The organism is Pantoea sp. sgz302252 (genome assembly GCF_047713085.1).
In the GTDB taxonomy this organism is placed as follows: domain Bacteria; phylum Pseudomonadota; class Gammaproteobacteria; order Enterobacterales; family Enterobacteriaceae; genus Scandinavium.
Genome location: NZ_JBLFJW010000030.1, coordinates 24,812 through 39,719 on the forward strand (window position 1 = coordinate 24,812; position 14,908 = coordinate 39,719).

Below are 14,908 nucleotides of genomic sequence, written 5' to 3' on the forward strand. Positions count from 1 at the left end.
GCTCATCGCAGGTGATGCACGACCTGATTGCTGCTGCCTCGCCAGATAAGTGCGGGATCTTTCAGGTCTTGCACAAACTTCCCGTCGATCAGTACGTTGATCAGATTAACGACGTCCAGTTGAGCCTCAGTCAGCTCATCCAGCTTATAGCCCGTCCAGACCCAGATATCCTTCCCTTCGCATTCCGCATGAACGCGCTTCACCAGCCGAAGAATGTGTGGCACGTTCTGCGGATGCAGCGGATCGCCTCCAGACAGCGACAATCCCTGACGTTTGATGCGATTGTCGTTCAAGTCGGCGATGATGCGGTCTTCCATTTCCTGAGTGAACGGTAAGCCGGAGTTAAGCCGCCAGGTGCTTTTGTTGTAGCAGCCAGGGCATTCGTGGACGCAGCCTGAGACAAACAGGGTGCATCTTGTTCCTGGGCCATTGACGATGTCGACGGGGTAGTATTGGTGGAAATTCATTTCTGCTTCTCAATTGACGCCATAGCGGCGTTGGCTGCACTCACTCACCCAGGTCACTTACTTAAGTAAGCTCCCTGGGATTCCCTCCCTTGCCGCCTTGCTCTGACGCCAATTGCTTTGCAGAAAACGAGGATCGCGAGAGGGAACGGTTTTCTCCCTCTCCCTTGAGGGAGAGGGCAGGGGAGAGGGGGAAATCTTCCAGCGAACGCCGATGCTTAACCGATCTGCCCATTCCCCAAATGCTTCACGCGACGTTTCACTTCTTCCTGCTTACCGGCGTTGAACGGACGCGCATCGGGGCTGCCTAAATAGCCACACACTCGGCGGGTGACAGACACTCGTGCCGCGTCGTGATTACCGCATTTCGGGCAGGTGAAGCCTTTGCTGGTGCACTCGAACTCACCGGTGAAACCGCACTCGTAGCACTCATCAATCGGCGTGTTGGTGCCGTAATACGGCACGTGCTGATAGCTGTAATCCCACACGTCTTCCAGCGCTTTCAGGTTGTGCTGAATGTTCGGGTACTCGCCGTAACAGATGAAGCCACCGTTAGCGATCGGCGGGTAGCCCGCTTCGAAATCAATCTTGTCGTACGGGTTCACCTTCTTCTCCACGTCGAGGTGGAAGCTGTTGGTGTAGTAGCCTTTGTCCGTCACGCCGTCGACCAGGCCAAACTGCGCGGTATCAAGGCGGCAGAAGCGGTCGCACAGGTTTTCACTTGGGGTGCTGTACAGGCTGAAGCCGTAGCCGGTTTCTTCTTTCCACAAATCGACCGCATCACGCAGACGCTGCACAATCGCGATGCCTTTTTCACGCAAGGCTTCGCTGTCGTACATATGCTGATTGCCGAACAGCGCGTTGATGGTTTCGTGAATGCCGATGTAACCCAGTGAAATGGAGGCGCGGCCGTTTTTGAAGATCTCCGCCACATCATCGTCTGCTTTCAGACGTACGCCGCAAGCGCCTTCCATATAGAGGATTGGGGCCACACGGGCTTTCACGCCTTCCAGACGGGCAATACGGGTCATCAGCGCTTTACGCGCCAGCTGCAAGCGTTCGTCCAGCAGTTTCCAGAATGCGGCTTCGTCACCTTTGGCTTCCAGCGCAATACGCGGCAGGTTAAGGCTGATAACGCCGATGTTGTTACGGCCATCATGCACTTCTTCGCCGTTCTCGTTTTCCCACACGCCGAGGAAGCTGCGGCAGCCCATTGGCGTTTTGAACGAGCCCGTCACTTTCACGACCTGGTCGTAGTTGAGAATATCCGGATACATGCGCTTGCTCGCGCACTCCAGCGCCAGCTGTTTGATGTCGTAGTTGGCATCGCCGACTTTGTGGTTCAGGCCGTCGCGGATAGCGAACACCAGTTTCGGGAACACCGCGGTTTTGCGGTTTTTGCCCAGACCCGCAATGCGGTTGCGCAGGATCGACTGCTGGATCATGCGAGATTCCCAGCGGGTGCCGAGGCCAAAACCGAAGGTCACGAACGGCGTCTGACCGTTGGCGGTGTGCAGGGTGTTGACTTCATATTCCAGCGACTGGAACGCGTCATAGCACTCTTTTTCGGTGCGGGAATGGGCATACCCTTCCGCATCCGGAATTTGCCACTCTTCTGCGGTTTTACGGTGCTTCTCGTAGCTCAGGGTGACGAACGGCGCCAGCACTTCATCAATGCGGTTGATGGTGGTGCCGCCGTAAATGTGGCTGGCGACCTGAGCGATAATCTGCGCGGTGACCGCCGTGGCGGTTGAGATGGATTTCGGCGGCGCAATTTCCGCGTTGCCCATCTTAAAGCCCTGCGTCAGCATGCCTTTCAGGTCGATCAACATGCAGTTGAACATCGGGAAGAACGGCGAATAGTCGAGATCGTGGTAGTGAATTTCCCCACGCTCGTGCGCCTGCACCACGTCGTACGGCAGCAGGTGCTGGCGCGCGTAGTGTTTCGCCACGATGCCCGCCAGCAGGTCGCGCTGGGTCGGGATCACTTTACTGTCTTTGTTGGCGTTCTCGTTGAGCAGCGAGGAGTTGGTTTGCTCAACCAGACCGCGAATTTCCTGGTTCAGGCGGCCGCGCTTTTCACGCTGTACGTCACGGTCGTGACGGTACTCGATATAGGCACGAGCCAGCTGTTTGTACGGCCCAGACATCAGCTGGTTTTCAACCGCGGTCTGGATTTCATTGATATCAACCTGATCGCGCCCCTGCATTTGCAGGCTGACGGTTTCTGCGACGGTGGCGCAATAGTCTGCGTCATCGACTCCCGCTGCTTTGGCCGCACGCAGGATTGCTTCCTGGATGCGTGCTGAGTTGAAAGGCGCTTTGCAGCCATCTCGTTTCATCACATGCGGTGTCATGATCACTCCATAATTAAAGAACAGGTTATCCACAGTGGGGGAATGCAAACCTCAGAGAGGATTCGGCTTGTCAGCCAAACACTTTCTTCAGTACCGGCCCTTTTTATCCACACTTCTCACCGCCAGTCTTTGGCAGTTGTTGATGAGAGAATAGACGATTAATACAATATATAGGGCCGGTGTGCATTCTAATTTCTATATGTAGTGATTTGCATCAAACATGTTTGCGATTTTTTTGATTCAGAACAAAGTAAAAATGGCACAGCGCGGCAGACGGGCTGTTTCGCTTAAGGCGAAATTTCTGATACTGAGAGCTGTGCAAAAGAACAACGGAATCAGGTTTTCACAGCGCCAGCAACGCGGTGAAAACGATCACGCAATGAGGGCGTCGTTAAGCAAGTCTGTCAGCATCAACAGCGCGTAACGTGCTGCCTGCGGCGACGGGGCGAGCGGCAGGACTTCAGCGGCCATATTACTGAGCGCATGGCCGTCCGGCGTGAGGGCGAAAATGGTGGCACCCTGCATCCGCGCCTGTAGTGTCGCACTTTGCAGAATGCTGTCGGCGGCGCCGGTGGCCAGCACCATCAGAACATGATCATCACTGAGCGTGCTGGCAATCATCCGCATCAGGTTGCCGTCCTGACACAAATTGATGACGATGCCTAACGGCAACAGCTGGTGCTGAAGCAGCGTCGCCAGCGGAATGTCGTGTTCGCCAAGTGCAAAACAGTGAACCGCACGGGCACTCAGCAGCCGGGCCTTCAACTTTTCTACCGCGCTTTCACTGGTGTGCTGAAGCTGATGCGCCAGCGTGAGGTTGATGACATCGAAACGGTCACGCCAGCTGGAGGGCAGCGCGGCGCTATTTTCCTGAAGCCAGGTCGAGCGACGCTCACTGGCCTGAGCCAGTTGCTTACGCAGGTCGCGAATATCATCACAGCCCACCGAACGGGCAAAACGGGTGATGGTCGCCGGGCTGACGCCCGCTTTTGCCGCCAGTTCGTCAATCGAGGCGCTGGCAGTAAAGCCCATATTTTCCAGAATAAACGCTGCCACCCGGGATTCCTGGGCACTGAAACGTCTCATCCCATCCTGCAGTTGACCCACGATATCCATCGGCTGTTTTCCTTTGCGTGATGTCACGGTTTGAAAATATTTTTCAATTGGCGATAGTGCTGGTTATACCACTAAATCGTGATGATGCCTACGTTTCGACTTGAATCAGGGATATGTTGCGAACAAATAATACTCGGAAAGTGTACCTGGATCACATGCATGAAAATAAATTTCATATAGCCTTCACCATTACATAATCTTAACAATATAGTCGCACTCATCTGATTGGTGATGCGAATAACCCAAGGGGATGTTATGCAACGTATCGTCTTATGCTGTGCCGCTGGGATGTCGACCAGCATGCTGGTCAGCAAAATGAAAGCCGAAGCCCAGCAGCGCTCGCTGGATCTGGATATTTACGCGGTGCCAGTGGCCGAATTTGAACGCGAGCTGCCCGGTGCGGACGTCGTCCTGCTTGGGCCGCAGGTCAAGTATGAAGCTGCGCGTCTGACCGCGATTGCCGCCCCGCAAGGCAAAGCCGTGGCGGTTATCGACATGGCCGATTACGGCCTGATGCGCGGCGCGGCGGTGCTCGACAAAGCGCTGGCACTCATCGCTCACTAACTTTTTCCATCACTCCTGACAGGCACTTCCGCGTGACGCTGGCGTTCACGCGCAGGCTTTCGTGTGCCGAAAATGAGGTCGTCATGCAACCATTGAAAATCGCCGTGATCGGCGGAGGCAGTAGCTACACCCCGGAACTGATTGAAGGCATCATCGTGCGCTACGAGCAGCTGCCGGTCACGGAGCTGGCGCTGGTGGACGTGGAATCCGGGCGTGAAAAGGTCAACATCATCGCGGCGCTGACGGAGCGAATGCTTAAACACAAAGGGCTGGAGCACGTCAAAGTTAGCGTCCATTTCACCCTCGATGACGCGATTCGTGGGGCGAAGTTTGTGCTGACTCAACTGCGTGTTGGGCAACTCGCGGCGCGCGCTCAGGATGAGCGTTTGGGCCTGAAATACAATCTGTTGGGTCAGGAGACCACCGGCGTGGGCGGGTTTGCGAAAGCGCTGCGCACGATTCCGGTCATTCTCGAAGTGGCTCGCAAAGTGGAAGAACTGGCCCCGGACGCTTTTATCCTCAACTTCACCAACCCGGCGGGCATTGTGACTGAGGCCGTCAGCCGCTACAGCAAGGCGAAAATCATCGGGCTGTGTAATGTGCCGATCAACATGCAGCACATGATTGGCAAAATGCTGAATGCCGATGAAGCCACGCTGAACCTGCGTTTCGCCGGGTTGAATCACATGGTCTGGATCCACAAAGTGATGCAGGGCGAGCAGGACGTCACCGCGAAGGTGATTGAGATGCTGTGTGACGGCACTGCGCTTTCGATGAACAACATTAAAGAGTTGCCGTGGCCCGCCGATTTCCTGCGTGCGCTGAAAGCGATTCCGTGTCCGTATCACCGCTATTTCTGGCTGACGCCTGCGATGCTTGCCGATGAAATTGAAGCAGCGATTAGCAAAGGCACCCGCGCGGAGCAGGTGATGAAGGTCGAGCAGGAACTGTTTGAGCTGTATGCCGACCCGAACCTCGACGAAAAACCGGAACAACTGAGTTTCCGCGGTGGCGCGTATTACTCCGAAGTGGCCGTGGAATTAATCAACGCGATTCACAACAACCTCGGCAAAGAGATGGTGGTCAACACCCGCAACAACGGGGCTATCCATGGCCTGGACGATGACGCGGTGGTGGAGATTAACAGCATTATCGATGCACAGGGTGCGCGTCCATTGGCATTCGGGCCGTTGCCTCCCGCCATGAACGGCCTGACGCAGCAGGTCAAAGCCTTTGAGCATTTAACGATTGAAGCGGCGGTTCATGGTTGCCGCGAGAGTGCGCTGCTGGCGCTGGTCACCAACCCGCTGGTGGGCAACGTGACGGATGCGCAGGCGCTGTTGGAAGAAGTGTTAACCCTGAATCGTCAGTGGTTGCCGCAGTTTAACTGATCTTTTAGACGGGATTTCACCATGTCAAAAACGACTTTGATTGAACGCTATGTCATGCCCGTCGCGCTGAAAATCGCCGGGCAAAAACACGTGCTGTCGGTGCGTGACGGTATCATTCTCAACATGCCGTTTATGCTGATTGGCTCGTTTTTCCTGATTTTCGCCTATCTGCCAGTGCCGGGTTATGCCGAAATGATGACGCATCTGTTTGGCGACGTCTGGCGCGATAAGATGCTCTACCCGGTGAAAGCGACCTACGACATCATGGCGCTGATTTCGAGCTTCGGCATTGCTTACCGCCTGGCGGAAAAATACCGCACGCTAGACCCGCTCACCGCAGGGGCGATGTCGCTGGTGGCATTCGTGATGACTATTCCGCAGAACACGCTGTTCACGCCGGTTCACGGTGCGACAGAGGTGGTGAAAGGCGTGATTCCTGTCAATCTGGTGGGCAGCCAGGGGCTGTTTGTGGCGATTGTGATTTCGCTGCTTTCGACCGAGATTTACCGCTTCGTCGCCGGTCGTAATCTGGTTATCCGTATGCCAGATGGCGTGCCACCTGCGGTGGCAAAATCGTTCCTTGCGCTGATCCCTGGTTTTTGCGTGCTTGCCGTTGTGCTGGCGTTGCGTCTGGTGGTAGAAGCCTCACCGTTCGGTGATATTAACAGCATGATCGCCACAATTATCGGCATTCCGATGCACCACGTTGGCGGCACGCTGCCGGGGATGATCATCTCGGTTATCCTGATTGGCATTCTGTGGACGCTCGGCCTGCACGGCGACGCCATTGTGCTGGTGTTCATCCAGCCCGTGTGGCTCTCCAACATGGCGGAAAACTTGACCGCGTTCCAGCAGGGCCTGCCGATCCCACACATCATTACCCAGCAGTTTTACGATTTGTGGATTGCGCCGGGCGGCACGGGTGCGCTTTTGGGTCTGGTGATATTTATGCTGTTCAGAAGCCGCAGCGTGCAGTTGAAACAGCTCGGTAAAATCGCGGCTCCGGGAGCGCTGTTCAACATCAGCGAGCCGATGGTGTTCGGCATCCCGTTGGTGATGAACCCGTACTTCTTCCTGCCGTTTATTCTGACGCCAGTGATCCTGGTGATTGTGACCTACACCGCGATGGCCACCGGGCTGGTCGCGCCGCCTGCGGGGATAGCACTGCCGTTCACCACGCCGATTTTCATCAGCGGCTATCTGGCAACGGGTGGGCATGTTTCCGGCACGGTATTGCAGGTGGTGAATCTGGCGATTTCACTGGTGATTTACTATCCGTTCTTCCGGATTTGGGATCGCCTGAAGGCGAAAGAAGAACACGCTTCTCAGCAGAAGGAGAGTGCTGCGGCGGTGGAAGGGTTGCCGAACGCGTAATGGCAATGCCGGATGGCGCTATCGCTTATCCGGCCTACAAATCCGGCCTACAATGTGTGATTTTGTAGGCCGGGCAAACGGAGTGCCGCCCGGCAATGTTACGCTCGCTGCATCCACCAAATGGCTTCAAACGGGCGCAATGTCATCGCGCCCGGCTTGTTTTGCGGTTGCGGGTAATTGCTCATCGCACTCTCCCATTCACCGTCCATTTCATCAAGCTCACAGCGCTGCGTTTCACGGCTGAGGTTAGCCGCGACGATCAGCGTTTGCCCTTGCCATTCGCGGCGATAACACCACAGCGACGGATGCTCCGGCAGCAAGTCCTGATAGTTGCCCCAGGTCAGCAGCGGCTCGTTTTTACGCAGCTGAATCAGCTGTTGGTAGGCGTAAAATACCGAATCCTTATCGTTGAGCGCGGCCTGGACGTTGATCTCCTGCGCGTTGTCGGCCAATGCTATCCACGGCTTTCCTGTGGTGAAACCGCCATGAGCGTCTGCGCTCCACTGCATTGGCGTGCGGCTGTTATCGCGGGATTTGCCGGCGAGGATCGCCAATAGCTCATCGGCATCGCGGCCCTGCGCGCGCAGTTCAGCGTACATATTGTGGCTTTCTACATCGCGATAGTCGCCGATCGTCGTGAAGTGCGGATTAGTCATGCCAATCTCTTCACCCTGATAGATATACGGCGTGCCTTGCATACCGTGCAGCACCATCGCCAGCATCTTCGCCGCCGGAACACGGTATTCACCTTCATCACCAAAGCGCGACACGATGCGCGGCTGGTCGTGGTTACACCAGAACAGCGCGTTCCATGCGACGTTGTGCATGCCTTGCTGCCAGTGGCTGAACAGGGCTTTCAGGGCGACGTAATCCGGCAAGGCCTGCGTCCACTTTTCCCCGTTCGGATAATCCACTTTCAGGTGGTGGAAGTTAAAGGTCATCGACAGTTCGCTGCCGTCGAGCGCGGCGTACTGCTGGCAGTTATCCAGGGTGGTGGAAGACATTTCACCGACGGTCATTAAGTCGCGCGGGGCAAACACATCACGGCTCATTTCCTGAAGGAACTCGTGGACGCGCGGCCCATCGGTATAGAAGCAGCGTCCGTCGCCAACCGGATCGCTCGGGAAGCTCTGGTCTTTAGAAATCAGGTTCACCACGTCGAGACGTAGACCGTCCACGCCGCGATCGGCCCAGAACTCACAGACTTTTTTCAGCTCGGCGCGCACTACTGGGTTTTCCCAGTTCAAATCTGCCTGCTCGGTGGCGAACAGGTGCAGATAATATTGTTCGCTTTCGGCGTGCCACTGCCAGGCGTTGCCGCCAAATTTCGAGCGCCAGTTGTTTGGCAGTTCGCCGGATTTGCCGTCGCGCCAGATATAAAACTGACGGTACGGGCTTTCCGGGTTTAACGAGGCCTGGAACCACGCATGCTGCGTGGACGTGTGATTCAGCACCATATCCAGCACGATGCGAATACCGCGAGCTTTGGCTTCGGCGACCAGTTCGTCAAAATCTTCCAGCGTGCCGTAAGCCGGATCGATGGCAGTGTAGTTTGCCACGTCATAGCCGTTATCCACCTGCGGGGAAACGTAGAACGGTGTCAGCCAGATAGCATCAATGCCGAGGGTTTTAAGATAATCGAGACGCAGCGTTACGCCGCGTAAATCACCGGTTCCACTGCCGGTGGTGTCCTGAAAACTCTTTGGATAAATCTGGTAGATAACGCCGTTTTGCCACCAGTGGGGAAGGTTGTTCATAAGGCTTTCCTGGTCAAAAAGGAAAGGGCGCAAGGGCGCCCCAAAAAAGAGTTAAACAATCTGCAGCGTGCCCTGACGGAACTTACGCTGGTACATCACGGTGGTGAGGGCGATTGGCACGATAATCGCGATAGCCATCGCGAGGGCAAACACCTGCCAGTAGGTTGGCTGAATGGAGAGGATGCCCGGCAAGCCGCCGACACCAATCCCGTTTGCCATTACGCCATTCAGGCCACACAGCAACCCAGCGAGGCCGGAGCCAATCATCGCGCACAGCATCGGGAAGCGGTATTTCAGGTTGATGCCGTACATCGCCGGTTCAGTCACGCCGAGGAAGGCGGAAATCGCGGCCGGGACGGAAATCTCACGTTCGTTCTGTTTACGGCTGCAGATGATGATGCCGACGACCGCAGAAGCCTGAGCAATGTTAGACAGGGCAATCAGCGGCCAGACTGGCGTGCCGCCCATGCTCTGGATCATCTGCATGTCGATGGCGAGCGTGGTCTGGTGCACACCGGTGATAACGAGTGGCGCATACAGGAAGCCGAACAGCGCAGCGCCAATCGGGGCGAAACTGCCGGTCATCAGGTGGCGTACCGCGAAGGCCACACCGTCGCCAATCCAGCGACCAAACGGGCCGATAAAGGCGTGTGCGAGGAATACCGCGAGGATCAGCGAACACACTGGCACAATCACCAAATAGAGATAATCCGGAACGATGCGCTTCATGCGCGTTTCAATAAAGCCAAGCATCAGGCCTGCCAGCAGCGCCGGAATAACCTGTGCCTGATAACCCACTTTTTCAATGGTGAACAGGCCGAAGTTCCACACGTCCGGGATTTTGCTGCCGAGCTCGTAGGCGTTCATCAACTGCGGGGAAACCAGCGTCACGCCCAGCACAATGCCGAGGATCGGCGTGCCGCCCATTTTCTTCACCGCAGACCAGCAGATACCGACTGGCAGATAGAAGAAGATGGCTTCGCCAATCAGCCACAGGAAGTCATACAGGCTTTGCAGGCCGGGGTACATTTTTGCCAGCGTCAGCCCGTTGCTCATCGGCACATCGCCAATGACGTTACGGAAGCCGAGGATCAGGCCGCCGCTGATCAGCGCTGGCAACAGCGGGAAGAAGATCTCCGCGAAATGCGAGATCATCCGCTCATGCCATTTCATGTTCTGACGCGCGGCCAGTTTAGCCTGCTCTTTGTCGGCAGAAGCCTGGCCGGTGCTCGCCAGCAGCGCTTTGTAGTAATCGCCCACTTCGGTACCAATCACCACCTGGAACTGCCCGGCGTTGGTGAAGCAGCCTTTGACCATCGATAACTCTTCAATCGCTTTCGGATTGGCCTTCGCCGGATCGTTCAACACGAAACGCAGACGGGTAATGCAGTGGCTGACGGTGGCGATATTGTCGCGACCGCCGACCAGCTCTATCAGGCTATCAATATCCTGTTGTTTTACTTTGCTCATCATGAAGCCTCATGACCGTAGGGGAGAGGGAGTGTCATTTTCTGGCTGCAAGACTATCCGTTTCGCTTTTGCGGGAAAATGGGAACGTTCCCGAAATTGGGGAAAGATCACACTATTTCGTTTTCAGGCAGGATTAAAAATCAGGCAAGCGTGGCGGGGATCACCAGCTGCTGCGGTTCGCTGCGCCCGTTGATCTGTTCGATCAATTGATTAGCGGCCTGGCGACCGGCTTCGCCGTAGCCGGGATCAACGGCCACGATTTCCGGGTGCAGAAACTTCATCAATGGTGTGTTGCCGACGCTGGCGAGCTGCAGGGTGTCGATGCGTTGATCCTGCAGATATTTGCTGGCGCCCATGGCAAGGGTGTCGGTGGCGCAGACTAACGCCGTCGTCTTTTCATGTTTGACGCTGGCTACGGCTTCATAACCCTGTTTCATCGCCAGGCCGGGCAGGGCAGCGACGGGGTCGAGTTTGTGCTTTTTACAGAAGGCGAGATAAGCCGCATGGCGGCGTTTACCGGTGGTGACATCGCTCTGCGGCACACCGAGATAGCTGATATGGCGATGGCCTTTGTCGTAAAGGCGCTGCATTAACAGGGTGATGGCCCCTTCGTCGTCGTAGCAAACGGAAGCAATGCCTTTGGCATCACGCGCCAGCATCACCAGCGTTTCCCGCCACGGCGTTAGCATACTTTGAGAAACGCCAGTAAAGCCAAACAGCACCACGCCATCGATGTTTCGCCGTTGCAGCATGCCAAGGTGCTCTTCGACTTTCTCTGGCGAGAACTGGCTTTCCATCATGATAGGGTCGTAACCCTGCTCGTAGAACACCGGGAGCATGGTCTGCACTGCCAGGTTTTCTGACAGCGAATCAAGGCGGGTGACGATAATCGCTACCACTTTGTCGCTTTGACCGCGCATCGCACGCGCAGAACGAGAAGGTGAAAATCCGTGCTGGTTCATCACCGCTTCCACCCTTTCACGGGTGCTGTCGCTGACGCCGCTTTCATTGTTGAGGACGCGAGAAACCGTCGATTTTCCGACGCCGCTTAAGCGGGCAATGTCTTTAATGGTCAGCCGGTTTTGCATCTTTTTATCCGTATCAGCGAAGCGGTCAATGTGTCAGAGCGTAATCGTACTCAACGTCAGTTCAATGAGTAAAGTCTGGTATACGTGCCGTTTAATTATTGGCGCGTAGAATGCTGGCATTATCGCTACGCATTGTAAGGCTATCGGCGTATACTGCGCGGCGTTTTCTTTCACTTACCGGAGGCGTTATGGATCCTGATCCCACTCCCCATCCTCGATGGAGCGAATTTTCTTTCCGGTAAGCCAGTCTTTTCACTGCCTTGCCGGTAAACCGTGAGGCAGTGACGTCACCTTTTTGATGTCCCTGTTTTAACTCAAAAGTGCCATTCGGGTGCGGATTTTCTGTGCCCGAAAGTTACCAGCGATCGCCGAACGGCGAGCGCAGAGGGACTTATTATGCTGAAAAACATCACCCGGCAGCTGCTCGCACAGCTCAGCCGCCATCTCCCACATCGTCTGGTCAGCCGCGATCCGCTGCTGGACGGAAAAACAGTCGCCAGCGGGCCGATCCCAGACACGCTCGGCAAGCAGTGCCTGAACGTCGCTGCGATGGATGAAAATGAAATCTGGCGCGCGTTCAACAGCCATCCGGAAGGGCTCAACCCGCAGGATGTGGCCGCTTCTCGTGAAAAACACGGGGAAAACGTCATTCCGGCGCAGAAGCCTTCTCCCTGGTTTGTGCACCTGTGGCTCTGCTATCGCAACCCGTTCAACCTGCTGCTGACCATTCTCGGCGTTATCTCTTATTCCACTGAGGATCTCTTTGCGGCAGGCGTCATCGCGCTGATGGTGGTTATCTCCACGCTGCTGAACTTCATTCAGGAAGCTCGTTCCACCAAGGCGGCCGATGCGCTGAAAGCGATGGTCAGCAACACCGCGACCGTGCTGCGAGTGGTTAACGATCAGGGCGAAAGCCGCTGGCTGGAGATCCCTATCGATCAGCTGGTGCGGGGCGATATTGTCAAACTGTCTGCGGGCGACATGATCCCGGCGGATCTGCGCGTGTTCCAGGCGCGCGATCTGTTCGTGGCGCAAGCCTCGCTGACCGGTGAATCGCTGCCGGTAGAAAAGGTGGCGAGGACTCGTGAACCAGAGCAAACCAACCCGCTCGAAGCCGATACTTTGTGCTTCATGGGCACCAACGTGGTGAGCGGCTCGACGCAGGCGATTGTCTTCGCCACAGGCGGCAACACCTGGTTTGGTCAGCTCGCCGGGCGCGTCAGCGAACAAGAAAACGAACCCAACGCGTTCCAGAAAGGCATCAGTCGCGTCAGCATGTTGTTGATTCGTTTCATGCTGGTGATGGCACCGGTGGTGCTGATCATCAACGGCTACACCAAAGGTGACTGGTGGGAAGCGGCGCTGTTTGCGCTCTCTGTGGCCGTGGGCCTGACCCCGGAAATGCTGCCGATGATTGTGACCTCCACGCTGGCTCGCGGGGCGGTGAAACTGTCGAAACAGAAAGTCATTGTCAAACACCTCGATGCCATTCAGAACTTTGGCGCGATGGACATCCTCTGCACCGATAAAACCGGGACGCTGACCCAGGACAAAATCGTGCTGGAGAACCACACCGATGTGTCCGGTAAAACCAGCGAGCGCGTGCTGCATAACGCGTGGCTGAACAGCCATTACCAGACCGGGCTGAAAAACCTGCTTGATGTGGCCGTGCTGGAAGGCGTGGAACAAGAGCCCGCCCGTTGCCTGTCTGAACGCTGGCAGAAAATTGATGAGATCCCGTTCGACTTCGAGCGCCGCCGGATGTCGGTGGTTGTCGCGGAACAGGACGATGTGCATCAACTGATCTGCAAAGGCGCGCTGCAGGAGATCCTCAACGTCTGTACTCAGGTGCGCTACAACGGTGAGATCGTGCCGCTCGATGACACCATGCTGCGCCGCATTAAGCGCGTCACGGATAATCTCAATCGCCAGGGGCTGCGCGTGGTGGCGGTGGCGACCAAATACCTGCCCGCGCGTGAAGGGGATTACCAGCGTATTGATGAGTCAGACCTGATTCTGGAAGGCTACATCGCGTTCCTCGATCCACCGAAAGAGACGACGGCTCCGGCGCTGAAAGCCCTCAAAGCCAGCGGTATCACCGTGAAAATCCTCACCGGAGACAGCGAACTGGTGGCCGCGAAAGTGTGCCATGAGGTTGGCCTCGATGCGGGTGAGGTGGTTATCGGCAGCAGCATCGACGCGATGAGCGATGATGAGCTGGCTGAGCTCGCCAAACGTACCACGCTCTTTGCCCGCCTGACGCCAATGCATAAAGAGCGCATTGTGACTCTGCTGAAACGCGAAGGCCATGTGGTCGGTTTTATGGGCGATGGCATCAACGACGCCCCGGCCTTGCGTGCAGCGGATATCGGCATTTCCGTGGACGGCGCGGTCGATATCGCCCGTGAAGCAGCAGACATCATTCTGCTGGAAAAAAGCCTGATGGTGCTGGAAGAAGGGGTGATCGAAGGTCGCCGCACGTTCGCCAACATGCTGAAATACATCAAAATGACCGCCAGTTCTAACTTCGGTAACGTCTTCAGCGTGCTGGTGGCGAGCGCCTTCCTGCCGTTCCTGCCGATGTTGCCGCTGCACTTGCTGATTCAGAACCTGCTGTACGATGTATCCCAGGTGGCGATCCCGTTTGATAACGTCGATGACGAGCAAATCCAGAAGCCACAGCGCTGGAACCCGGCCGATCTTGGGCGCTTTATGGTGTTCTTCGGGCCAATCAGCTCCATCTTCGACATTCTGACCTTCTGCCTGATGTGGTTTGTGTTCCACGCCAACACGCCAGAACACCAGACCCTGTTCCAGTCTGGCTGGTTCGTGGTGGGCTTACTGTCGCAAACGCTGATTGTGCATATGATCCGCACCCGTCGCATTCCGTTCATCCAGAGCCGCGCCGCGTGGCCGCTGATTGTGATGACGCTGGTGGTGATGGCGGTCGGTATCGCGCTGCCGTTTACGCCGCTCGCAACCTGGCTGTCACTGCAACCGCTGCCGCTGTCTTACTTCCCATGGCTGGTCGCGATTCTGGTGGGGTATATGACGCTGACTCAGTTAGTGAAAGGGTTCTACACTCGTCGTTATGGGTGGCAGTAAGAATGGTGCAAACCCCTCTCCCTAACCCTCTCCCGCAGGGAGAGGGAACTGTCCGGTGCTGAATTCACCCTCTCCCGCAGAGAGAGGCTGTCCGGTGAAGGAACCTGAATTCGCCCTCTCCCTTTGGGAGAGGGCAGGGGAGAGGGGAAACTCCCCATTTCCAAACTGGTATTCCGCTGAATCTCAATAAGTTGTGACCCAGGTCGCCTCCTACCCTTGACC

At 56.2% G+C, this 14,908-nt stretch carries 11 protein-coding genes; 5 read left to right on the forward strand and 6 right to left on the reverse strand.

Annotation, left to right across the window (positions count from 1 at the left end; genetic code table 11):
• Positions 1–2: 2 nt before the first annotated feature.
• From nrdG to ACLW56_RS19600, 3 genes are all read right to left on the reverse strand, one after another.
• The gene (gene nrdG / locus ACLW56_RS19590) at positions 3–467 is read right to left on the reverse strand and encodes an anaerobic ribonucleoside-triphosphate reductase-activating protein (protein ID WP_330985387.1); all 465 of its coding nucleotides are present in this window, start codon (positions 465–467) and stop codon (positions 3–5) included.
• A gap of 215 nt (positions 468–682) precedes the next feature.
• Positions 683–2,821: an anaerobic ribonucleoside-triphosphate reductase gene (nrdD, locus tag ACLW56_RS19595; RefSeq protein ID WP_330985388.1), complete on the reverse strand. Its 2,139-nt coding sequence runs from the start codon at positions 2,819–2,821 to the stop codon at positions 683–685.
• Positions 2,822–3,193: 372 nt separating this feature from the next.
• Complete coding sequence (locus tag ACLW56_RS19600) at positions 3,194–3,937, reverse strand: MurR/RpiR family transcriptional regulator (RefSeq protein WP_330985419.1); 744 nt, start codon at positions 3,935–3,937, stop codon at positions 3,194–3,196.
• A 255-nt stretch (positions 3,938–4,192) separates the two neighbouring features.
• Between ACLW56_RS19600 and ACLW56_RS19605 the strand changes: the two genes are divergently transcribed.
• From ACLW56_RS19605 to celB, 3 genes are all read left to right on the forward strand, one after another.
• Positions 4,193–4,501 carry a PTS sugar transporter subunit IIB gene (locus tag ACLW56_RS19605; RefSeq protein ID WP_330985389.1) on the forward strand — a complete coding sequence of 103 codons (309 nt, stop codon included), beginning with the start codon at positions 4,193–4,195 and terminating at the stop codon, positions 4,499–4,501.
• Positions 4,502–4,584: 83 nt separating this feature from the next.
• Positions 4,585–5,892, forward strand: a complete 1,308-nt coding sequence (locus ACLW56_RS19610) for a 6-phospho-beta-glucosidase (RefSeq protein ID WP_330985390.1) — start codon at positions 4,585–4,587, stop codon at positions 5,890–5,892.
• Positions 5,893–5,913: 21 nt separating this feature from the next.
• Positions 5,914–7,266, forward strand: coding sequence for a PTS cellobiose transporter subunit IIC (gene celB, locus ACLW56_RS19615; RefSeq protein WP_330985391.1), 1,353 nt, complete (start codon positions 5,914–5,916; stop codon positions 7,264–7,266).
• 98 nt (positions 7,267–7,364) lie between these two features.
• Here celB and treC read toward each other — a convergent pair whose 3' ends face one another.
• The 3 genes from treC to treR all read right to left on the reverse strand — a co-directional run bounded on the left by treC (position 7,365) and on the right by treR (position 11,581).
• Positions 7,365–9,023 (reverse strand): alpha,alpha-phosphotrehalase, encoded by a 1,659-nt coding sequence (treC, locus tag ACLW56_RS19620; RefSeq protein WP_330985392.1) that lies wholly within the window; start codon positions 9,021–9,023, stop codon positions 7,365–7,367.
• 51 nt (positions 9,024–9,074) lie between these two features.
• Positions 9,075–10,493: a PTS trehalose transporter subunit IIBC gene (gene treB / locus ACLW56_RS19625; protein ID WP_330985393.1), complete on the reverse strand. Its 1,419-nt coding sequence runs from the start codon at positions 10,491–10,493 to the stop codon at positions 9,075–9,077.
• Between the two features lie 140 nt (positions 10,494–10,633).
• Positions 10,634–11,581 carry a trehalose operon repressor TreR gene (gene treR / locus ACLW56_RS19630; protein WP_330985394.1) on the reverse strand — a complete coding sequence of 316 codons (948 nt, stop codon included), beginning with the start codon at positions 11,579–11,581 and terminating at the stop codon, positions 10,634–10,636.
• Positions 11,582–11,769: 188 nt separating this feature from the next.
• On the opposite strand from treR, the gene mgtL reads away from it, so the two are divergent.
• Both mgtL and mgtA read left to right on the forward strand, forming a co-directional pair.
• Positions 11,770–11,823, forward strand: coding sequence for a mgtA regulatory leader peptide MgtL (gene mgtL / locus ACLW56_RS19635; RefSeq protein ID WP_415378005.1), 54 nt, complete (start codon positions 11,770–11,772; stop codon positions 11,821–11,823).
• Positions 11,824–11,977: 154 nt separating this feature from the next.
• On the forward strand, positions 11,978–14,686 hold the full coding sequence (mgtA, locus tag ACLW56_RS19640; RefSeq protein WP_330985395.1) for a magnesium-translocating P-type ATPase: 2,709 nt from the start codon (positions 11,978–11,980) through the stop codon (positions 14,684–14,686).
• The last annotated feature ends 222 nt before the right edge of the window (positions 14,687–14,908 follow it).